Origin of the sequence: Pseudomonas sp. N2-3-1-14, assembly GCF_041228395.1 — a bacterium.
Classification (GTDB): domain Bacteria; phylum Pseudomonadota; class Gammaproteobacteria; order Pseudomonadales; family Pseudomonadaceae; genus Aquipseudomonas.
The window spans coordinates 3,227,279-3,247,991 of sequence record NZ_CP166199.1; the positions used below are offsets into that span (position 1 = coordinate 3,227,279).

At 60.4% G+C, this 20,713-nt stretch carries 19 protein-coding genes and 1 pseudogene; 12 read left to right on the forward strand and 8 right to left on the reverse strand.

Annotation, left to right across the window (positions count from 1 at the left end):
- Positions 1–17 precede the first annotated feature (17 nt).
- The 7 genes and pseudogenes from AB5I78_RS14760 to AB5I78_RS14790 all read left to right on the forward strand — a co-directional run bounded on the left by AB5I78_RS14760 (position 18) and on the right by AB5I78_RS14790 (position 7,278).
- Positions 18–2,351: a hypothetical protein gene (locus AB5I78_RS14760; RefSeq protein WP_370002929.1), complete on the forward strand. Its 2,334-nt coding sequence runs from the start codon at positions 18–20 to the stop codon at positions 2,349–2,351.
- 101 nt (positions 2,352–2,452) lie between these two features.
- Positions 2,453–3,307: a hypothetical protein gene (locus tag AB5I78_RS14765; RefSeq protein ID WP_370002931.1), complete on the forward strand. Its 855-nt coding sequence runs from the start codon at positions 2,453–2,455 to the stop codon at positions 3,305–3,307.
- 86 nt (positions 3,308–3,393) lie between these two features.
- The gene (locus tag AB5I78_RS14770; RefSeq protein WP_370002933.1) at positions 3,394–4,143 is read left to right on the forward strand and encodes a hypothetical protein; all 750 of its coding nucleotides are present in this window, start codon (positions 3,394–3,396) and stop codon (positions 4,141–4,143) included.
- Positions 4,144–4,358: 215 nt separating this feature from the next.
- Positions 4,359–4,724 (forward strand): response regulator, encoded by a 366-nt coding sequence (locus AB5I78_RS14775; protein ID WP_145160837.1) that lies wholly within the window; start codon positions 4,359–4,361, stop codon positions 4,722–4,724.
- 327 nt (positions 4,725–5,051) lie between these two features.
- The gene (locus tag AB5I78_RS14780; RefSeq protein WP_369302891.1) at positions 5,052–6,452 is read left to right on the forward strand and encodes a DUF1254 domain-containing protein; all 1,401 of its coding nucleotides are present in this window, start codon (positions 5,052–5,054) and stop codon (positions 6,450–6,452) included.
- Positions 6,453–6,632: 180 nt separating this feature from the next.
- Positions 6,633–6,710 (forward strand): annotated as a pseudogene (locus tag AB5I78_RS14785) (J domain-containing protein); the annotation flags it as partial.
- Positions 6,711–6,852: 142 nt separating this feature from the next.
- Positions 6,853–7,278, forward strand: coding sequence for a hypothetical protein (locus AB5I78_RS14790; protein ID WP_369302898.1), 426 nt, complete (start codon positions 6,853–6,855; stop codon positions 7,276–7,278).
- A gap of 109 nt (positions 7,279–7,387) precedes the next feature.
- Here the strand turns inward: AB5I78_RS14790 and AB5I78_RS14795 are convergent, their stop codons facing one another.
- Positions 7,388–7,882 (reverse strand): hypothetical protein, encoded by a 495-nt coding sequence (locus tag AB5I78_RS14795; RefSeq protein WP_262209635.1) that lies wholly within the window; start codon positions 7,880–7,882, stop codon positions 7,388–7,390.
- 163 nt (positions 7,883–8,045) lie between these two features.
- Between AB5I78_RS14795 and AB5I78_RS14800 the strand changes: the two genes are divergently transcribed.
- The gene (locus AB5I78_RS14800) at positions 8,046–8,738 is read left to right on the forward strand and encodes an aspartate/glutamate racemase family protein (RefSeq protein WP_369302892.1); all 693 of its coding nucleotides are present in this window, start codon (positions 8,046–8,048) and stop codon (positions 8,736–8,738) included.
- Here the strand turns inward: AB5I78_RS14800 and AB5I78_RS14805 are convergent.
- The 4 genes from AB5I78_RS14805 to AB5I78_RS14820 form a co-directional block, all read right to left on the reverse strand.
- Positions 8,735–9,247 (reverse strand): GNAT family N-acetyltransferase, encoded by a 513-nt coding sequence (locus AB5I78_RS14805; RefSeq protein WP_369302893.1) that lies wholly within the window; start codon positions 9,245–9,247, stop codon positions 8,735–8,737. The genes AB5I78_RS14800 and AB5I78_RS14805 overlap by 4 nt on opposite strands.
- 61 nt (positions 9,248–9,308) lie before the next feature.
- Positions 9,309–10,379, reverse strand: coding sequence for a DUF1176 domain-containing protein (locus AB5I78_RS14810; RefSeq protein ID WP_369302894.1), 1,071 nt, complete (start codon positions 10,377–10,379; stop codon positions 9,309–9,311).
- 55 nt (positions 10,380–10,434) lie between these two features.
- Positions 10,435–11,574 (reverse strand): glycerate kinase, encoded by a 1,140-nt coding sequence (locus AB5I78_RS14815; RefSeq protein ID WP_369302895.1) that lies wholly within the window; start codon positions 11,572–11,574, stop codon positions 10,435–10,437.
- Between the two features lie 91 nt (positions 11,575–11,665).
- A complete protein-coding gene (locus tag AB5I78_RS14820; RefSeq protein WP_145160854.1) occupies positions 11,666–12,772 on the reverse strand; it encodes a sugar diacid recognition domain-containing protein in 1,107 nt (368 codons plus the stop codon).
- Between the two features lie 161 nt (positions 12,773–12,933).
- Here AB5I78_RS14820 and AB5I78_RS14825 point away from each other — a divergent pair, with 161 nt between their 5' ends.
- Positions 12,934–14,244 carry an MFS transporter gene (locus tag AB5I78_RS14825; RefSeq protein WP_369302896.1) on the forward strand — a complete coding sequence of 437 codons (1,311 nt, stop codon included), beginning with the start codon at positions 12,934–12,936 and terminating at the stop codon, positions 14,242–14,244.
- Between the two features lie 130 nt (positions 14,245–14,374).
- Here the strand turns inward: AB5I78_RS14825 and AB5I78_RS14830 are convergent, their stop codons facing one another.
- Positions 14,375–15,079 (reverse strand): SDR family oxidoreductase, encoded by a 705-nt coding sequence (locus AB5I78_RS14830; protein WP_369302899.1) that lies wholly within the window; start codon positions 15,077–15,079, stop codon positions 14,375–14,377.
- A 101-nt stretch (positions 15,080–15,180) separates the two neighbouring features.
- Between AB5I78_RS14830 and AB5I78_RS14835 the strand changes: the two genes are divergently transcribed.
- From AB5I78_RS14835 to rarD, 3 genes are all read left to right on the forward strand, one after another.
- A complete protein-coding gene (locus AB5I78_RS14835; RefSeq protein WP_242196536.1) occupies positions 15,181–16,083 on the forward strand; it encodes a LysR family transcriptional regulator in 903 nt (300 codons plus the stop codon).
- An 81-nt stretch (positions 16,084–16,164) separates the two neighbouring features.
- Complete coding sequence (locus tag AB5I78_RS14840) at positions 16,165–17,175, forward strand: aldo/keto reductase (RefSeq protein WP_369302900.1); 1,011 nt, start codon at positions 16,165–16,167, stop codon at positions 17,173–17,175.
- Positions 17,176–17,489: 314 nt separating this feature from the next.
- Entirely contained in the window at positions 17,490–18,371 is an 882-nt protein-coding gene (gene rarD / locus AB5I78_RS14845; protein WP_369302901.1) for an EamA family transporter RarD, read from the forward strand.
- Between the two features lie 55 nt (positions 18,372–18,426).
- On the opposite strand, the gene hppD is transcribed toward rarD, so the two are convergent.
- The gene (gene hppD, locus AB5I78_RS14850; protein WP_145160866.1) at positions 18,427–19,503 is read right to left on the reverse strand and encodes a 4-hydroxyphenylpyruvate dioxygenase; all 1,077 of its coding nucleotides are present in this window, start codon (positions 19,501–19,503) and stop codon (positions 18,427–18,429) included.
- 245 nt (positions 19,504–19,748) lie between these two features.
- On the reverse strand, positions 19,749–20,672 hold the full coding sequence (locus AB5I78_RS14855; protein ID WP_369302902.1) for a DMT family transporter: 924 nt from the start codon (positions 20,670–20,672) through the stop codon (positions 19,749–19,751).
- Between the last annotated feature and the right edge of the window lie 41 nt (positions 20,673–20,713).

Here is a 20,713-nt window from a genome sequence, read left to right on the forward strand (position 1 = left end):
CCAGCAAGGTAAACCAGATGACCAACACGAATGCAGTACAGCAAACCTTCAGGCCACAGTTGGCGCCGATGGCCAAAGCGCCTATACCGGCTGCGCTGAACGCCGCGCACGGCGCCGCGAACGATGACGTAACGCTGCTCGCCGAATATATCGCTGGCCTGCAAAACAAGTTGAAAGGCATCGATGAAAAGATCGAGGTGCCAAAAAACACGCTGTTGGGGCAGTGGTTGACCCTCTATCACACCCAGCTTGAGCGTCCGGTTGTACAGGAGTGGATGCGCCAGCAGCACATCGATCCCGCCACCGTCAGCATCGTTGCCAGCACAGGCGTGTTGCATGCCACGGTCGATGGCGTAGCCAGAAGATTTACCCTGAGCGACACCCCGGGCTGGAAAGCTATCGCCGAGCCAATATTGGCAGCGGCGCGCGTTATAACGCCCACGCCGGAAACCCCGTTGCACCTGTCGTTCGAGAATGGCGTCCTGAAGGTGCCTCTGGCGGTGGTCGGCGATTTTTATGGCCAACCGCGCATCGACGATGACGAGGTTCAGACAGAACGTGAAATTAAGATACTGATCGCCACCAAGCGCTTGCGCCCTATCTCTGCAGGCGACCCGTTGCGACCTGCCGCGACCCGCTCTGCGCAGGCCCTTGCAGATCAACGTTTAAGTGCTGAAACGTTTTATGCCGCCAAACCCCAGGACAGCAGCGCCACAGCCACCAGGGTACAGACCAAAACGGTAAAACACCTCATAGCAGACAAGGCAGACCTTTACGATTTGGCTGTCAAGCTCCGGTACGCGGCCACCCAGGGTGATGGCCAGCCTGCTACCCCCGCCCAGATCGAATACAGTTTGAACAACGAACGGTTAGTCCCTTTCGTAGGGTCGTCATATGCCATGGCGCAAGGCCCGGCGCCAACATTGGCAGTAGCGCTGAACGACCTCGGCATTGCTCTTCCGCGGACCATGGAAGAGCTCAATGCGTTGGCGACCACGTTGGAGCAGCGGTCGCTATTGAGCCCGCTGGGCAATCTGGGCGGCGCACTGTCCTGGCCAATCCCGATGTCGCAAACCGATCAACAAAAAATGTTGGATTTCCTCTACAGCGCCGAGCCCGGTGCGCCAGGCGGGGCATTGTCACCTGACAGCCAGGCGACGCTCGGTTACTTGATCAGAGGCAGTGCGTTGACGGCGAGCGATCTGCAGGAACCGGAAAAGGCCCTGCAAAAACTGCTCGACACGCCCAGGGCCCAGGCGCTGGGTGAAACTCTGCAAACGCAGATGAAAGGCGCCTCCTCGGACACCAGTATCTACGACTATCTATTGACCGCGCTCAACCTTGGAATGGATCCCAAGTCCTCTGTTTCGCGCGAACGCAACGTAGTGGGCGAATTTGACCTGGCGGACTCACAGCATTGGGGTCATACACCCTCCTCGGTCATTGAAAGCCTTAGCGAGCATCTTGTCGCCACCCAAAAAGCAACGGTAGATACCGCTAAGCTCGCCACTCACCTGTTGCTAGGCCATACGGCACCGCAGTTTCTGATTAAAGATATTCCCGAGAACCTGACCGTCGGCAGCCAGGCGTGGGCTTTCCTGTCGATTGCAGCGGCAACTATAGAAGCCGAGCGACCTGGCGCTGTGAGGCACATGACGTTCGCGGAGGTCATGCTGGAGTACAACGCCTCCAAAGGCCGCTCGCCCGCCACTGAATACGCCCAAAGTACCGCGCTGGTCGATTGGGCTGTCGCCAACGGCGTAATCGCAAAAAGTGCTGACGACAACTACACCCCGGCCCAACTTGACAGCATAAAAGCCAGCTTCAACCAACAACTGGAAGAACGACTCTCCGGTTCCAAAATGCTCTACGAAGCAATCCCTACACGAAAAGAAATTGCGCTGGCCAAATTAAAGGAACGCTTCGGGGATCTTGGTCCGGTATTCGAAAAGAAAGTACTGGGTACTGATAGTTATCGAGGCACCGCAGGCCAAACTGGGTTGGTCGGCCTACATTCGATGTTGGATATCGCCATGATGGACATGCCGAATCCGCGTCCTTGGTGGTCAGACGACCCCAGCATCCCATTGGAGCAGCTCAATGCAGCCCCGATAGTGGGTGTACAGAAAGCCTTCGATCAGCAGTTCACCCAAGCGATCTGGGATAAAAAGACCGGCATTAACGCAACGGTCAGGCATATGATCGCGCAGCTTCCACTCGAAGACAGACAAAACTTTGAGTTTGGAAAAGTCACTGTCTTTGAAGAGAGTTCACATCGGCTGGGCATGGGCTTTTTACCCAATAACACAGAGCACCAAAAACAACCGGGCTGTTATTCCGAACCGAACTGAATGGCCAGTCTCAAGCCTACGAAATCAATTTAAATGAAAGCACGATCAAACAGATCAATCTGAGCCGGGCAAAAACCAAGGTGTCGAGAGCAGCCAACCTGGTGTCTGAGACTAAGGAAATCACGTTCAACCATCACGTGCATGACTTGGGTACCGAACGTGGCGTGCTGGCGGCACCTATGGATAGCTTTAACAGCATTCGATCCAACTTGATTGCCAGCGCATTTGTCGAGCACCTCGAACTTGATGACCCCAGCATCAAAGAAGAAGCCCGCGGGCAAACCACCCTGGATGAGTTACAAGGCGGTCCCAAGCCACTTGACGAATTTTTATTAAATCTGATCCCGTTCAGATCAGCCATTGTCAATTTCAATAGCGGCAACTACGGTGAGGCAGCCCAAGACCTCACAATGGATATATTCGGCTTTCTCACTGCCGGCGCTGCAGTCGCAGGCAAGCTGATCAAGATCGGTCGCTCAGCGCTGTCCATAGGTTCCAAGGTACTGAAGGGCACCCGAATCATCGGCGCCGAAGCCATTTCCCTACTTAACCCTTTCAGTGGCTTGAATGAACTGGCGGCGCAGGGAGGCAAACTGCTGCTGAAAGGCGGACGTTACGCACTGAACAAAAGTCTTGAAGCCGTTAACAAACTCAAAGGGGCTACCGGCAGCTATGACTTGCTTAAAGCCGCGAGTAAAAGTCAGGGTATAACAGCAACGGGCACCTACAAGTTTTTAGAGCAAAGGGTGGACGTGGGTGCGACCCTGCAAAACAATAAATGGTATGCACTTGACCCCATCAGCCAGGAGCCCTTTGGGCAACCGCTGCTTGACTTCAAACCCGTCACTGTTGCGGGGAATGGTGAGATAAACCACAACTTTCTTAACTGGTTGTCCACGTGGGTGGCGCCAACCCCCGGACCCCTAATCTTCGCGAAGCGTTTAAGAGGACCATAGAGGACGTCAAGCTTAACGATATCGCTGGTTACAACCGTGGCTACGCAAACCCAAAGGGCCAAACCATAGACGGCTACGACCCCTCCATGAACGTGCTTGACCTTAAAGAGTTGGCCATCCTCCCCCGCCGAACCCCCGAAGAGACAGGCGCACTGGCCAAACTGATAGAAGATCTGCAGACCAAAAACAGTCTTGAGTACGCCAGGATATTTAGCGAAGAAATAACAAAGGCAGGCGGTAAAGCCACCGGTATGCCGCAAAACTTCTACCTGGCTTCAAACGACCTTACGTCATCAGGAGAATGTGCTGCGTTGGCCAACACCATGGCGTTGGCTATTCAGTATGGTAAAGAGCGCGTACTGATCGATAATTTCTTCAAAGCCAGCTTAAATTCCATCGACCCCACCATTGCTGGTTTCCGCCGACAACTGAACAGCATGCACCAAGTGCTTAGCGTGAACTTTCACGGCACCAAACCGGTTTCCCGGCTAGCGTACACCGACATTATTACTGACCTCAGTAATAGACCGACATCAACCACCTTCAAGATCAGCACCCAAAATCACGGGCTTCTGGCGGGCGTCATTGTCAATAACAACCAGAAGGAATGGTTTTTCTTTGATCCCAACTTTGGCCTGGCGAAGTTCCCGGACGAAGCTTCAATGCGTCGGGGTCTGGACGCTACCTTGAATAGCGGCTGGAGCGCCGGCACGCTTCAACCGGTCGCCATTAACCGCGGCATTCCGGAGTACGACGTCAGCACCTTCAATGACTTCGACTTTCTGGCGACGGTTCCTTACAACAACCCGTTCGCACTGTTCAATACAGCGCTCTGACCCACCTGTGACGCCCTTGCGTGAATGGCACTGTTGAACGGTGCCATTCACGCATCACGTCATCCCCCGTGCCACGGACTTGCACGCGACATTTGCGCCCATTCCCTTCACAATGCCTGCACCTACGGAACTTGCCGAGATTGACGCGACTCATTAGAGAATGGTCTTTCAACCGCCAAAGACCTGCCCATTTCATTTTTTCGGGAATTTTGATTATGTCCGCCACCCCCTCCACCCTCCTTGTAGTCGAAGACGACGCCATCGTGCGCATGCTGATCGTCGACGTACTCGAAGAATTGGAGTTCACAGTGATCGAAGCGGCGGACGCTGAAGAAGCTTTGAAGGTGGTCGAAAACACCGCTCAGGTGATCGACCTGATGATGACCGATGTCGGCCTGCCCGATATGGACGGTAAACAACTGGCTGCCAAGGTGCGTGAGCTACGCCCTGACCTGCCAATCCTGTTCGCCAGCGGCTATGCCGAAAGCATTGATGTGCCGTCCGGCATGCAGGTGATTGGCAAACCCTTCTCGATCGATCAATTGCGCGACAAAGTCAAATCAATGCTGCCCCACGCCTAGTTCCTTATCGGCCTCAGGCCGCCTGATACGGGCGGCCCTTGAGGCCTCAGCGTCATTCGTCTTCCCTTGGCACTCAAGCGCTCATTTGACTGAGCCACTCGCGCGTCAGGGATTTGCTGCTAGCTTCAATCGATATCATCCGTGAAGGCCCGAGCGCGTCATCGTCAACACCTGTGTCGAACCGCAACAGACAGGGGCGTGCCAAGGCGATGATTGGCCTCAGTTGACCTGGTTTGCAGGGATTAACGTGACGTTCGGGAAATAAAACTGGAAACTCGTCGCCTTCAACTCCCGTCAGTCAAAAGAACTCTGGAAGGACGCAACAACATGATTGGAAAACCGACGCGCCTGCTGTTGGCGAGCCTCTCGATATTCATGAGCACCGGCGCCTGGGCTGACTTCACGGCAACCCCCGCCGAAGCGCGGGCGATTGCCAAGGAAGCCTACCTGTATGGCTACCCGGTCGTGGCAATGTACAAGACGCTCTACACCCAGGCCGTCGATAAAGGCGGGGCCAATTTCAAGGCGCCGTTCAACCATATCGGCAACACCGCGCAGGTGTTCACCCCCAAGGACACGGCGTTCGCCACACCGAATTCGGACACGCCCTACTCTTTCGTATGGATGGACCTGCGCAAAGAGCCGTTGGTGTTGACCCTGCCCAAGATCGAAGACAACCGTTACTACTCGGTGCAGTTGATCGACCTCTATACGCAGAACATCGCCTACCTGGGCACCCGCAGCACCGGCAACAACGGCGGCCACTACATGATCGCCGGCCCGGACTGGAAAGGTCAGCAGCCGGTTGACGTGGACCGCGTGGTGTACAGCGAAAGCAATATCGCCTACGCCCTGTACCGCACGCAGCTGTTTGATGAAAAGGACTTGAACAAGGTCAAGCAGATCCAGAACGGCTACAAAGTGCAGCCCCTGAGCAGCTACGTGAAACAGCCTGCGCCGGCTGCGGTACCGAAGATTGAATGGCCCAAGCCGATGGCCACGATGACCGAAGGCCCGCAGCTGTTTCGTTACCTGAATTTCATGTTGGCCTTCGCGGCCCCTCAGGACAGCGAAAAAGACCTGCTGGCGCGCTTCGCCAAGATCGGCATCGCCCCGGGTGCGCCGTTCAAGGTCAAGGACTTGACCTCAGAACAACGCAAAGCCCTGGAAGACGGGATTGCCGACGGCCGAGCAGAATTCGCCGCCTTCAAGAAAGACAAAATCGACACCCATCAAGTGACCAGCGGCGACCTGTTCGGCAGCCGCGACCGCCTGAAAAACAACTACCTGTACCGCTACGCCGGTGCGGACCTGGGAATTTTCGGCAACTCCCCCGATGAGGCCATTTACCTGAGCTACTTCGTCGACAGCGAAGGCAAACCGGCCAATGGCGCACGTCACAGCTACACCGTGCACTTTGACAAGGACCAACTGCCGCCCGCCGAAGCGTTCTGGTCGCTGACCATGTACGACGCCAAGACCAAGCTGCTGGCGCCCAACCTCAAGAAGCGCTACCTGATCAATTCGCGGATGTTGCCCAACCTCAAACTGGACGCCGACGGCGGCCTGACCCTGGCGTTGCAGCACCACGAGCCACCGAAAGCCGAACAGAACAACTGGCTACCGGCACCGCCCGGCCCGTTTTACGCAGTCCTGCGCATTTACCTGCCCAAGCCTGAAGCGAGTAACGGCCAATGGAAATTGCCACCGCTGACGCCGCTCAAATAATCCTCGGCTAACAGCAACGTGCCCGTTCGCCACCGGTTTGCGACCGGGCACGCACCCTCCGGATCTTCCAAGCGCTTGCACCAGGCACTCCAGCAAGACCGCGCCCTCCCTCACTCCCACTGGTTCAGCGGACACGAAACCGGGTAAGGTGCGCGCGTTATTTATGGAGTTGTACCGCACATGACTTGCTGGGATGTCCTTGGCCTATCCCCGAATGCCGATAGCCGCACGATCAAACGCCAATACGCCACCCTGCTGAAGAAAACCCGACCGGATGATGATCCGCAAGGCTTTCAACGCCTGCGTGAAGCGTACGAACACGCGTTGAGTTGGCAACAATGGGCGCAGGAAGACGACAGCGCCGAGCGGGCAGTGGTAACCGTGCCGACGGCCCTGGCCGATGACACCTTGCAAGCGCACTACAGGCTGGCAAACCGCCTTCGACACCTTGCCGCTGTTGCACGCGATTGTGCTGGGCTGCCTCGTCGGAGCGCTGTTCCAGTCGCCCTGGCAAGCGGGCGCATTAGTGGACGCTGCGGGCGACGCATTGGCCTGGTCGATGGCCTACATGGCCGTTGGCGCACTGGCCTGGCAGGTGTGGCGCCCGTTGGCGCATTGGCTGCGCGTGCTGGATGAACGTCTTGGTGCGAAACTACCGCGCGGGTTGAGCCCCACCCGCCTGCCATTATTGCCGGTGCGCGACCTGATTCCGGGTGCGGCCATGAGCATTGCCATCAGCGCTCGGTTCGGGCCCGTCGCCGGCCTGACACTGGTGGCGGTCCTGGCTGCCGTCGGCGCGTACAAGCGCCAGGCACGCGTGCGTTGACCGAGACACACGGCTGGCCTACCAGCGTCAGCTCAACTGAGCAACGGGCTGTGCTGCAAGCGCGTCTGGGCAGGATTGCGCCGGAGCACCCGGCGCTGAGCGAGCCCACTCAAGCGCGATCGCGCGGGATCAGGCTCTGCAACTGCGACGCCAGGAAATTAGCGTCGAAGGCAAACGTGTCCGGGTCCTTCAGGCCGTTGGTTTTTTTCCACAGCCAGTCGTTTTTATCAGCCGGCAGCACCAGCGATACGCTGCCGTGCCGGGCGGCGGTCAAGCCCATCACCGACACGGCAATCGAGCCGCCCGCCCCCATCACGTCCGGCACGAACTCCACGGTTTTGCCGGTGATGTGCACCGTCAGTTTCTCGGTTTTGAAGGTTGAGGTTTCAACCGGCAGGCTCGGGCCACTGGCGACATAGGCCTCACGATGGACTTCCAGCAGGCCAGTGGTCTTGACGGGTTCCAGCCACTGCTCGATCTGCCCGAACAGCTCACCGAGCTTCTGCGCCCAGCGCGCGGACTGCAGGTCGAATTGCTGTTTTTTGTGCGCTTCGCTGTCGGCGTAATGACGAAGCATCTCGCCCAATTGCTGTACATCGTCCATTGCGGATTTCCTTGGGTGGGCCAGGTTGCGAACGGTGATCATGGCAGATGCGGCGGTTCAGCGTGCGGCTTAAAACTGCACCGGTCATTTGGCCGGCAACTGCGTATGACTAATGCGCAGCCGATGGGTAAGGTGAGTCGACATCCCCTGTCAGGAGCATCGCATGCGCACCATCGGCCTTATCGGCGGCATGAGCTGGGAGTCCAGCGCCGAGTATTACCGCATTATCAACCAGCGCGTGCGTGACCAGCTGGGCCCGCTGCGCTCGGCGCAACTGTTGATGTACAGCGTGGATTTCGGCCCGGTCGAACAGGCCCAGCATGCCGGCCGTTGGGATGACGCCGCGCTGATCCTCGAGGATGCGGCGCGCCGCTTGCAGGCCGGCGGTGCGGACTGCGTAGTGCTGTGCACCAACACCATGCATCGGGTGGCGCCGCGTATCGAGGCGGCCGTGTCGATTCCGTTCCTGCATATCGCCGATGCGGCCGGTGCCGCTGCGGTAGAGGCCGGTACGCTGACTGTCGGTTTGCTGGGCACGGCATTCACCATGGAGCAGGATTTTCTCACCGCACGCCTGACCGCCCAGGGCTTGACCGTGTTGGTGCCCGACGCAGACGAGCGCCAGGCCGTGCACCGAATCATCTATGAGGAGTTGTGTGTCGGCGTGATCAGCGCCGCGTCACGCCAGGTCTATCAGCGGGTGATCGAGTCGCTGGCCGCACGTGGCGCCCAGGCGATCATTCTGGGCTGCACGGAAATCGGTCTGCTGATCAAACCGCAGCACAGCAACCTGCCATTGCTGGACACCACCGAGCTGCATGCGCAGGCTGCGGTGGCGTTTGCGCTGCAGGGTTAAGCCGACTGACGCAGGCGCGCCATGCTCAGGGTGTCGACGAAGACGCCGTCACGCAGGGCGTAATCGCGCATCCGGCCTTCGACCTCGAAGCCGAACTTGCGATAGAGGTTATGCGCTGCTTCGTTGTCGGCGTACACCGTCAGTTCGACGCGGCGCAAGTTCATCCAGTTGTCGGCCACGTCCAGCGCGGCCGCCAACAGCCTGGAGCCGACGCCCTTGCCTTGCCAGGCGGTGGCGACGCCCATACCGAACGAACCGACATGGCTGCGCCGCACCCGCAGGGTTTGCTCCAGGCCAAGCTGGCCGATCACTTCCCCTGCATGCATCGCCACCAGCTGCAGCCGCCGCTCGTCATCCAGCGCCAGTTTGTTACGCCAAGCCTGCACCGATTGGAAAGGCATTTGCAGCACCTGACGGCACACAGCCGGTTCGTTGTAGAGCGCAGCGACGCCTTCAAGGTGGGCCTCGGTGAAGCGCTGGATCACGATAGGGGATTCAGGTGTGTGCATTGCGTTTCTTCCTTGGAAAAACAAGTGGCCGCCCAGTGTAGAGGCCAAGCCCGCAGGCTGGCTAGGGTGCTGGCACTGTCGTCCACAGCGACGGCCAATCGCCGTAACCTACCCCATTGCAGCGCGGCATCTGATGCAACTCGCGCAGCTGGAAAGCCTTGCCGTCGAACACCCAGACACCGCCCTCACCGCAATCACCCACGCCACGCAATTTGTAAAAATAGCTCAAGGTGCCGGTGGTTGGGTCGTAGCCCACCGACCCTTGCAGCGCAGCGCCGTCCACAGGTAACGGTTGAATGCTCAAGGTGGTTTCGGAGTACGGCGCCTTGCGCTCGCGGCTGCTGACTTCGTACTCGCAGGTGTAGGCCGCGCAGTCATAGCGAACCACTGTCAGGGCTTGAGCCTCGCTCAGGGCGCCGACTTCGGCCTCGGGTTTCATCGCGGTGTCGGTGCTGTTGATCGCCTTCACCGCTGCGGCGGCCAGTGCGGCCTGTTCCTGGTGGTTGAGCGCTGGCGCCGACGTGAACGGGCGCAGCACCGGTGGCGACAAGCGTGCCGGCACGTCGCTGGCCGCGCCCTTGCCAGGCCGCGCGAGTGCGGTGACGTTATCCACCCGCCCTTGCACCGCGTCCATCAACAACAGCGAGGCACTCAGCCCGCTCAGGGACACATGCGCGGTGTCATCGCCAGGTAACTGCAAACGCTGGCCGTTGCGCAGGCGCTGCAGCCAGAGCCGCGCCGGCGCGTCCTCGATCACGCCGTAAGACTGCATTTGGGGATCAACACGCTGATCGTCCAACTGCACCTCCAGGCTGCGCGTCAGTGCCTGGCCCAGGGGCTTTCCATCCAATTGCAGGGTCGAAAGGTCCAGCGCCTCACCGCGATGATCAACGCGCAAACGCAGGTAGCCTTCGGGGCCGGCCTGATGCCAGATATGCAAGGTCAGGGAACTGTCGTCTTGCTCATCAACGCCACTGGGCGCGCTGAGGGCGTGACAATTGCGCAGGTTGTCGCAGCCGGTGACCCAATTCTTGATTTCCCGCAGCAGCGGGACGGTTTCAGTCGTGGGTTGAGCGAGGGCCGGGGCGCTGATGCCAGTCAGCAACAGGGCCAGGAATGCGGTGCGCAGCATGGGGACTCTCCGTGTCGAAAAACGGCGCGGATTGTCCCATGTTCACGGCGTTGCGTCAGCGCCCGGTCGCGGTACGCCACAGTCGCGCAATATCTGCCGCACGCTCGCGCAGCAGGCGCGGCGCGTCGCTGCACGCCTGTTCGAGGCTCATCGGCCCGGACGGCAAAGCGAATGCGGCGTTCACGCCGTGGCTGTACATGTGCTCGTAGCCCTCGCCCAGGGTGCCGGCAATCACAATGACGGGCACGTTGTGCTGCTGGGCGATGCGCGCCACGCCGAAAGGGGTTTTGCCGCGCAGGGTCTGGGCGTCGAAACGGCCTTCGCCGGTGACCACCAAGTCAGCCCCCTGCACCGCTGCGTCCAAACCAACCAGTTCGGCCACCACCTCCACACCGGCGCGAAATTGCGCACCAAGAAACGCTTTGGCGGCAAAGCCCAGGCCACCGGCGGCGCCGCTGCCGGGTTCATCGCGCACGTCTTTGGGCAGGACCTTGGTGCAGTGATCGGCAAAGTGACCAAGGGCTGCGTCCAGTTGTTCGACCTGCTGCACGCTGGCACCTTTTTGCGGGCCGAAAATGGCAGATGCGCCGTGCGGGCCACACAGCGGGTTGTTCACATCGGCAGCAATGTCAAAACGCACCTGAGCCAAACGTGGGTCCAGTTGCTCAAGGCTGATCCGCGCAAGCCGCGCCAGCGCCAGGCCACCCGGGGCAAGTGTCTGATCTTGCGCATCGAACAGTTGCACACCCAGCGCCTGCATCGCCCCGGCACCGGCATCGTTGGTCGCACTGCCGCCAATCGCCAGAATGATGCGCTGGGCACCGGCGTCCAAGGCTGCACGGATCAGTTCGCCCGTGCCGTAAGTGCTGCTCGAACAGGCATCGCGCTTGCCCGGCGCCAGCAGTTGCAAACCACTGGCTTCGGCCATTTCGATAATCGCGGTATGGCTGTCGGCCAACCAGCCCCAGCGAGCTTCAACCGACGCGCCCAAGGGGCCTCGAACCGTCTGGCTGCGCAACTCGCCATTGCAGGCGGCAAGCACCGAATCCACCGTGCCCTCGCCACCGTCCGCCATCGGGCACTGCACCAGATGTGCCTGCGGCCAGACCTCGGCCAAGCCTTCGGCGATGGCCTGGGCGACGCCTTCGGCGCTCAGGCTGTCCTTGAACGAGTCGGGGGCGATGATGATTTTCATGGGCGTTCTCCGGTTTTTATGACGCCCATGCTGCCAGTTGGCTGCGGCAATGACGCCGGTCCGATGCACAAGTGTGGCGCAGGTTTGTTGTTCATTCCGACAAAGCCTGGGGCAAAAGCTGTACGCCAAGGTACAGGGCCAGCATGCCGTCGAGGGTCAACGGGTCGACGCCGCTGAGCTCGGCAATGCGTTCCATGCGGTAGCGCAAGCTGTTGCGGTGGATGCCCAGCGCATCGGCGCAGGCCTGGCTCTGGCCGTCGTGGTCGCACCAACTGCGCAGCGTGGCAAGCAGTTGGCCATTGGTGTCCTTGGCCAGGACTTTGCGCAACGGGTTCAGCAGTTCATCCAGCGCATCGTCGTTGCGGTGGCGCCAGAGCATCACCGGCAGGCGATAGCGGTTGAGCGTCAACAAACGCGAGTGGGGCAAGATGTCACGACCGTAGGCCAGCAGATCGCCGACCCGGCGATAACACCGGCGCAAGCCCGCCAGGCCATCGGCTTGCCCACCGACGGCAACCCGCAGGATGTTCCAGCCCAGGCCCTGAAGTTTTTCCAGCAGCCGAGGGTTGTCCACCTGCACGGCCGCCGGCCGGCACCACAACAGAGAGAATTGCGCAGAGCTGACACACCAACTGTCCGGATAACGGCTGGTCAGCCAGGCGCTCAGCGCTTCGGCCGACTGACCCACGCCCAGCTCAAACAGGTACGGCGTGCGCGGCATGTGCGGCTTGAGCCCCAGTTGCTGGGCCTCGTCCACCAGGCGCGGCGATTCACCGCGTTCGGCCAGCAATAACGCGAGCAGGTCGTCGCACCGCTGGCGTCGCCATTGCTGCTCGGCCTGCTGATGACGGTGGCTGACCAACATCTCGGCGGTCATGCGCACCAGTTCGGCGTAGGTGCGCAACAGCTCGGGTTCGCCGGTAATGCCCAGCACGCCGATCAGACGTTGGTCGTGCATCAAGGGCAGGTTGATGCCCGGCTGCACGCCCTTGAGGTGCTTGGCAGTCTGGCCGTCGATCTCGACTACCCGGCCGTTGGCCAGCACCAACTGCGCGCCCTCATGGCGGGTATTGATGCGCTCCGGCTCGCCGCTGCCCAGAATCAGGCCCTGGCTGTCCATGACGTTGACGTTGTAGGGCAGGATCGCCATGGTGCGATTGACGATATCCTGCGCCAGGTCATGATCCAGCTCGAACATGGGGCTAAATTCCTGAAAAAAGCGAGTTGGTCATAGGCACAGCGCAAAGCGTGCTTGACTGTGCGCAAGCACAAAGACAGCACCCCGCAAGGTGGCCGAGACTCATTGGGCGATCAACGTTACCTTCGCATCGCGAAAAATCATAATAAAGAGAGACTGACATGTCACAGAGCGCCGCTGCCACACTGGCCACCGATGACGATAAAAACGCCATCTACAAGCGCATTACCCTGCGCCTGATCCCCTTCATTTTCATCTGCTACCTGTTTAATTACCTCGACCGGGTAAACGTTGGTTTTGCCAAGTTGCAGATGCTCGATGCGTTGAAATTCAGTGAAACGGTGTACGGCCTGGGGGCCGGGATTTTCTTTATCGGTTACGTACTGTGCGGCGTGCCGAGCAACCTGGCGCTGACCAAGTTCGGCCCGCGGCGCTGGATTGCGCTGATGATGATCGTGTGGGGCACGCTCTCCACATGCTTGCTGTTCGTGACCACGCCGACACACTTCTATGGCCTGCGCCTGTTGACCGGTGCCGCTGAAGCCGGGTTCTTCCCAGGCGTGGTGCTGTACCTCTCGCAGTGGTTCCCGACCTTCCGCCGTGGGCGGATCATGGCGTTGTTCATGTCGGCAATCCCGGTGTCCGGCCTGCTCGGCAGCCCGTTTTCCGGCTGGATCCTCAACCACTTTGCCGCCGGCCAGGGTGGCCTGGCCGGCTGGCAGTGGATGTTTGTGTTGCAAGGCATCCCGACGGTGATCCTGGGCGCGCTCGCCTATTTCCTGCTCAGCGACAGCTTTGCCAATGCCAAGTGGCTTACGCCGCATGAGCGTGCAGTGCTGGAGGCCGACCAGGCAACGGATCTGGCGAACAAGCCGAAAACCACCACAGATTCGCTCGGCGAGGTGTTCAAGAACCCGGCCATTTGGGCGTTCGGCCTGATCTACTTCTGCATCCAGAGCGGCGTGTACGCGATCAACTTCTGGCTGCCGTCGATCATCAAGAGCCTGGGCTTCAGCGATAACCTGGTGATTGGCTGGCTCAGCGCGATTCCGTACCTGCTGGCCGCGGTGTTCATGTTGCTGGTGGGCCGCTCCGCCGACTTGCGCAAGGAGCGTCGCTGGCATTTGGTGGTGCCGATGTTGATGGGGGCTATCGGTTTGGTGATCGCCGTGAATTTCGCCACCACCCCGGCGATTGCGATTCTCGGCCTGACCATTGCCACCATGGGCGCCCTCACCGGCCTGCCGATGTTCTGGCCGGTACCGACCGCCATGCTCAGTGCCGGCGCTGCGGCCGGTGGTTTGGCGCTGATCAACTCCATGGGCCAGATGGCCGGCTTCCTCAGCCCGTATATCGTAGGGTTTGTGAAGGATGCCACCGGGTCCACGGATGTGGCGTTGTACTTGCTGGCGGCGGTGATCGTTGCCGGCAGTGTGCTGGCGCTGCGCATGACGCGCGCATTGAAGGTATAACGCGCGCCCGGCAGCAATCAGTTCAATGTGGGAGCGGGCTTGCTCGCGAATGCGGTGGTTCAGTCGATACATTCGGTGACTGACGCACTGCTTTCGCGAGCAAGCCCGCTCCCACTTTTGTTTGCCGGGTTTACAACAGGCCACCGCCGTCGATGTCGATCACGGTGCCAGTGACAAAGCCATTCTCCATGGCCAGCACGTACCCCGCCGCCACTTCGTCAGCCTGCCCCACGCGCCCCACCGGCAACGCTCCACCGGTCTTGGCAAACATCGCCTGGCGCTGTTCTTCTGCCAAGCCTGCATAAGCAGGCGTGTCGATCACGCCCGGGCTGATCACATTGACCCGCCGTGGCGCCAGTTCCTTCGCCAGTTGTTTACCCAGCGCCTCGGTCGCGGCATTGATGCCGGTCTTGATGAACTGGCCGGGCGCCAATTTACGGCCCAGTTGGCCAGAGGTCAGCGTAATGCTGCCGTGCTCGTCGAGAAATGGCAGCGCCTGTTGAATCGCGCGCAGCGAGCCCCAGAGCTTCACGTTGAAATTGTCCTGGGCTTCATCCAGGTCAGTGTCGAGCAAGGGTTTGGCGCGCACCGACGGCCCAGAGGTGTAGACCAGATGGTCAAAGCGCCCCACCGCCTCGAACAAGCGTTGCAAGGACGCAGTGTCGGTCACATCCACCGGCTCGCTGCGTACGCCGCCGGCGACACCAGACGTCAACCGGCGCCCGGCCAGCACCACCTGTGCGCCTCGCGCCGTGGCCGCTTTGGCCACGGCGGCGCCGATACCGCTGCTGCCGCCGATGACGATGACGGTTTTACCGCTGAGGGAAGATGCCATGGGTTAACTACCTGACTAAGAAAGTGAGCGTTGATCTTCTCAGCTTGGCAATCAGCGAAAAATCCCGGTAAAACGACAAGATCTTTAAAGGATTTTTACAAATGAGCTCAACCCTCGACCTTGAAGTGTTCGTGCGCACCGCCGACACCGGCAGCCTGTCAGCGGCTGCGCGCAGCCTCAACCTCACACCGGCTGCGGCGAGCATTGCGCTCAAGCGCCTGGAAACCCGGCTGGGCATCCGCCTGCTGGCCCGCTCCACGCGCAGCATGCGTCTGACCGAAGAAGGTCGGCGCTACTTGGACAGCGTTCGGGTCGCCCTGGAAGCCTTGTCGGAAGGTGAGCAGGCGATCAAGCAACAAGGCCAGAGCCTCAGCGGTTTATTGCAATTGGCGGCGCCCTCGGATTTTGGCCGCAATGTGCTGCTGGGCTGGCTGGACGAATTCAAGCTCGAACACCCGAACATCCGCTTGCAGTTGTTGCTCAACGACAGCAACGCCGACTTATTCCGCGACACCGTCGACATTGCCCTGCGCTTTGGTGTGCCACGCGACTCCAGCCTGGTCGCGCTGCCGGTGGTGCCGGGCCACCACCGCATTCCCTGCGCCAGCCCCGACTACCTGGCGCGCCATGGCACACCGCGCACGCCGGCAGACCTGGCGCAGCACAGCACGCTGCGCTACATGCGCCGTGGGCAGGCCAACAACACCTGGTACTTTCGCCAGGGCGCACTGCTGCAGGAAGTCGAGGTGACGGGCGATTACCTCAGCGACGACGGCGAAATTGTGCGGCGCTGGGCGCTGGCCGGCCATGGCATTGCCTACAAGGCCAACCTGGACATCGCCAGTGATATCAAGGCCGGGCGCCTGGTGCCGCTGTTGCCCGACTGGCAAGGCGAACCCACGCCGTTCAACCTGATGTGCCCGCACCGCCTGCAAGTGTCGGAACGGGTGAAAGTGCTGCACCGATTTCTGCAGACACGCTGTCAGGCCTTGCTCAGTGCATGAAGAAACACGCGCCGGGCTTGTTCCAGAGCCCTTGAGTCTGGTATTGCAGGGTTCACGTTTCCCTGCCATGAGGAGCTTTGCATGATTTACCGCACATTGGGCCAGTCCGGGTTGAAGGTCAGCGCACTGACACTGGGCACCATGATGTTTGGCGAACAGACCAACACCGAAGACTCGCTGCGCATCATCGACAAGGCCTGGGACCAGGGCATCAATTTTATCGACACCGCCGACGTCTACACCGGCGGGCGTTCCGAAGAAATCGTCGGCGAGGCCATCGTTCGTCATCGCCAGGACTGGGTGGTGGCGTCCAAGGTCGGCATCGGCCCGGCCGACGGCGTGCCGAATCGCAGAGGGTTGAGCCGCAAGCGCATTTTCAACGCGCTGGAAGCCAGCTTGACGCGCCTGGACACCGACTACCTGGACATCTATTACCTGCACCGCGAAGACCATGACACGCCGCTGGAAGTCACGGTGTCGGCGATTGGCGATCTGATCCGCCAGGGCAAGATCCGCTATTGGGGCCTGTCCAACTACCGGGGCTGGCGCATCGCCGAGGTGATGCGCGTGGCCGAGCGTTTGGGCGTGGACCAGCCGATCATCAGCCAACCGCTGTACAACATCGTCAATCGCCAGGCCGAGGTCGAGCAGCTCACCGCCGCAGCCGCCTACGGCCTGGGCGTGGTGCCTTACAGCCCGCTGGCGCGCGGCGTGCTCAGCGGCAAGTACGCACCCGACGTCACGCCCCAAGCTGGCAGCCGTGCAGCGCGTCAGGACAAGCGCATTCTGGAAACCGAATGGCGCGTGGAGTCACTGCGCATCGCCCAACAGATTCAGCAGTACACCCAAGGGCGCGGCGTCGGCATTGTCGAGTTTGCGATTGCCTGGGTGCTGAACAACGCGGCCGTGAGTTCGGCAATTGTCGGGCCGCGCACCGAAGCGCAGTGGGACGCGTACACCGGCGCGCTGGAAGTGAAGATCAGCGCTGAAGATGAGGCCTTCATTGATTCGCTGGTGACGCCGGGGCATTCGTCCACACCGGGGTTTAATGATGTGGGCCATTTTGTCTCGGGCCGCGTGGCGCGCGCCTAGCGCCTGCAACGTGTAGGTGTGTGGCGAGCGGGCTTGCCCCGCGTTGGGCTGCGAAGCGGCCCCATCCGGGTCACCGTGTTGTGTCTGACACACTGCGGTGTCTGGTTTTGGGTCTGCTTCGCAGCCCAACGCGGGGCAAGCCCGCTCGCCACGCTATGCCCGCTTGCCTTAGGCGATTTGGCTGAACCTGGTGTGGCGAGAAAATTTCCTGCAAAACGCCCCAAAACAGCGCAACCGTCTGCCGCCAAAAGCACCATAATCCCCTCCTGAAATATCCCCCCTCTTTTGTAGCTATTCGTTTTCGCGAGGACAGTGTGTCTAAAGGTGTTGTGTTGTCGGTATTGGCCTCGGTGTTGTTTGCCGTGATGTATTACTTCACCTCGCTGCTCACGCCATTGAGCGGCCTGGAAATTTTCGGCTGGCGCATGCTGCTGACCGTGCCGTGCATGACCGTGTTCATGATCGTCAGCGGCGAATGGCGGCGGGTATGGGAGCTGGTGCGGATGCTGGCGGCCAAGCCGCGGCTGATCGGCGGTGTGCTGCTGTCGTCGGCGTTGCTCGGCGTGCAACTGTGGCTATTTATGTGGGCACCGCTCAATGGGCGCAGCCTGGATGTGTCGGTCGGCTACTTTCTGCTGCCGCTGACCATGGTGTTGACCGGGCGCCTGGTGTACGGCGAACGCTTGTCGCGCCTGCAGCAGATCGCGGTATTTTTTGCCGCGCTCGGCGTGCTCAACGAGCTGTATCAGGCCGGTGGTTTTTCCTGGGCAACCCTGGTGGTGATCATTGGTTACCCGATCTATTTTGTGGTGCGCAAATACCTGACCACTGATCATCTGGGCGGCTTGTGGCTGGACATGGCGCTGATGCTGCCCGTGGCCTGGTGGTTTGTGCAACACGGCGAACAAGGCTTTGCCGTGATGGACAGTCATCTGAAGCTGTATGCATTGATTCCGATGCTGGGTGTGATCAGTGCCTCGGCGCTGGTCAGCTATATCGTGGCCAGCCGGCAGCTGCCTTTCAGCCTGTTCGGGCTGCTCAGCTATGTGGAGCCGGTGTTGCTGCTGGCGGTGGCGCTGATATTGGGCGAAGGCATCAAGGGCGGCCAGTGGCTGACCTATATCCCGATCTGGCTGGCGGTGATGGTGCTGGTGTACGAAGGCTTCAAGCACTTGGTGCGTCAGCGCAAAGCGTGATGCGCAGGCCATAAAAAGCCCGGCCGAGGGTTATCTCGGCCGGGCTTTTTTACGCTTAGTCGGCGGTCAATACACCACGACGCACCTGGTCACGCTCGATCGACTCGAACAGTGCCTTGAAGTTGCCCTCGCCAAACCCATCATCGCCCTTGCGCTGGATGAATTCGAAGAACACCGGGCCCATCAGGGTTTCCGAGAAGATTTGCAGCAGCAGGCGCTTGTCGCCGGCAATCGACGAACCGTCGAGCAGAATGCCGCGCGCTTGCAGTTGGTCCACCGGCTCGCCGTGGTTGGGCAGGCGGCCTTCGAGCATTTCGTAGTAGGTGTCTGGCGGCGCGGTCATGAAGCGCATGCCGATGTTCTTCAGCGCGTCCCAGGTCTTGACCAGGTCGTCGGTGAGGAACGCCACGTGCTGGATGCCTTCGCCGTTGAACTGCATCAGGAACTCTTCGATCTGGCCCGCGCCCTTGGACGACTCTTCGTTCAGCGGGATGCGGATCATGCCGTCCGGAGCGCTCATGGCCTTGGACGTCAGGCCGGTGTATTCGCCCTTGATATCGAAGTAGCGCGCTTCACGGAAGTTGAACAGCTTCTCGTAGAAGTTGGCCCAATAGACCATGCGCCCGCGATACACGTTGTGGGTCAGGTGGTCGATGACCTTGAGGCCGGCGCCCACCGGGTTGCGGTCCACACCGTCTAGGTACACGAAGTCGATGTCATAGATCGAGTTGCCTTCGCCGAAACGGTCGATCAGGTACAGCGGCGCGCCGCCAATGCCCTTGATGGCTGGCAGGTTCAGCTCCATCGGGCCGGTTTCGATATGAATCGGTTGGGCGCCGAGTTCGAGTGCGCGGTTGTAGGCCTGCTGCGAATCCTTGACGCGGAACGCCATGCCGCATACCGACGGGCCGTGTTCGGCCGCAAAGTAGGAGGCCAGGCTGTCGGGCTGGTTGTTGAGGATCAGGTTGATTTCGCCCTGGCGATACAGGTGCACGTTCTTGGAGCGGTGGGAGGCGACTTTGGTGAAGCCCATGATCTCGAAGATCGGCTCCAGGGTGCCCGGCGTTGGCGATGCGAATTCGATAAATTCAAAGCCCATCAGGCCCATTGGGTTTTCGTATTGGTCTGCCATGGTGGCACCTCATCATTCTTGTAATTAACACAGGGTTATTTGCGAGCAAGGATGAGGTTGCAGGGTGGCGCGCAGGACAGGCCTCGCACGCTGCGCGCGAGGAAATCACCAAAGATGAGGGGGGAGCCGAGTAGCTTCATGGTTACATCAGTCTCTGACGGCCGAGGCTTGCGTGAGCGCAAGTCCATATTCTTGTATGCGTAAATCGATTCTACACAGCGTAACAGGGTTTGTCCGCACTCTTATCAAATCCCCAATGGCTTGGGCTGCGCAAGGGGTTTGTTGCACAGATGGATGCCCAGCAGGATCACCGCCCCGCCCACCAGCATCGGCGCGCTCAGGTGCTCATCCAGCAGCACGGCGCCGCAGATCACCGCTGTCAGCGGGTTGAGTGCGATGAACACGCCGGCGCGGGTCGCGCCGATGCGGCGAATGCCGTCATACCAGGCGATGTAGGCCAGCGCCGAGCCGAACACGCCCAGGTACAGCAGGCTGAGCAGTTGCGGTAAGTGGATCGCGCTCAGCGCATTTACGGTGAGCTTGCCACCGATCAGCGTGGTGAGCGTCAACATCGCCGTGCCCAGCAAGATCGACCAGGTCACCGTCTGCAATGGCCCCAGGCTCTGGTTGAGGCTGCGGGAAAACAACGAGTAGGCGCCCCACCCCAACACGCAGCCAAAAATCAGCAGATCGCCCGCCCAGGTGTTGGCCGCACCCTGCAGCGCATGGGGATTGCGGCTGAGGATGACCGCACCCGCGCCGCCCAGGCACAAGGCAATGCCCAGGCATTTGGCCGTGCCTAGCCGCTCCTTGAACAGCCACCACGAACCCAGGCCGATCACGGCCGGGTTCAAGGCCACGATCAGGGACGCCCGCGACGCATTGATGTAATGCAGGCCATAGAAGAAACACAGGTTGTAGAAAAAGATCCCGCAGAACCCCAGCATTGCCAACTGCGCAAGTTGCGTGACGCTGGGTCGAGCCAGGCGCACGCGTGCCAGGGCCATGAAGCCCAGCAGCGCCGCGCTGGCCAACACAAAACGCAGCGTGGCAGCCAGCATCGGCTCCACGTCGGCTGCCAGGTAGCGGCCGGCCACAAAGGTCGCGCCCCAGATCATGGTGACAGCGGCAAGTTTGAGGTAAGTCAGGCGATCGGGAGAGGACGTCATTGGTGAGGCTCTGTGAATGTCAGGATTGGGATATCCTGTGG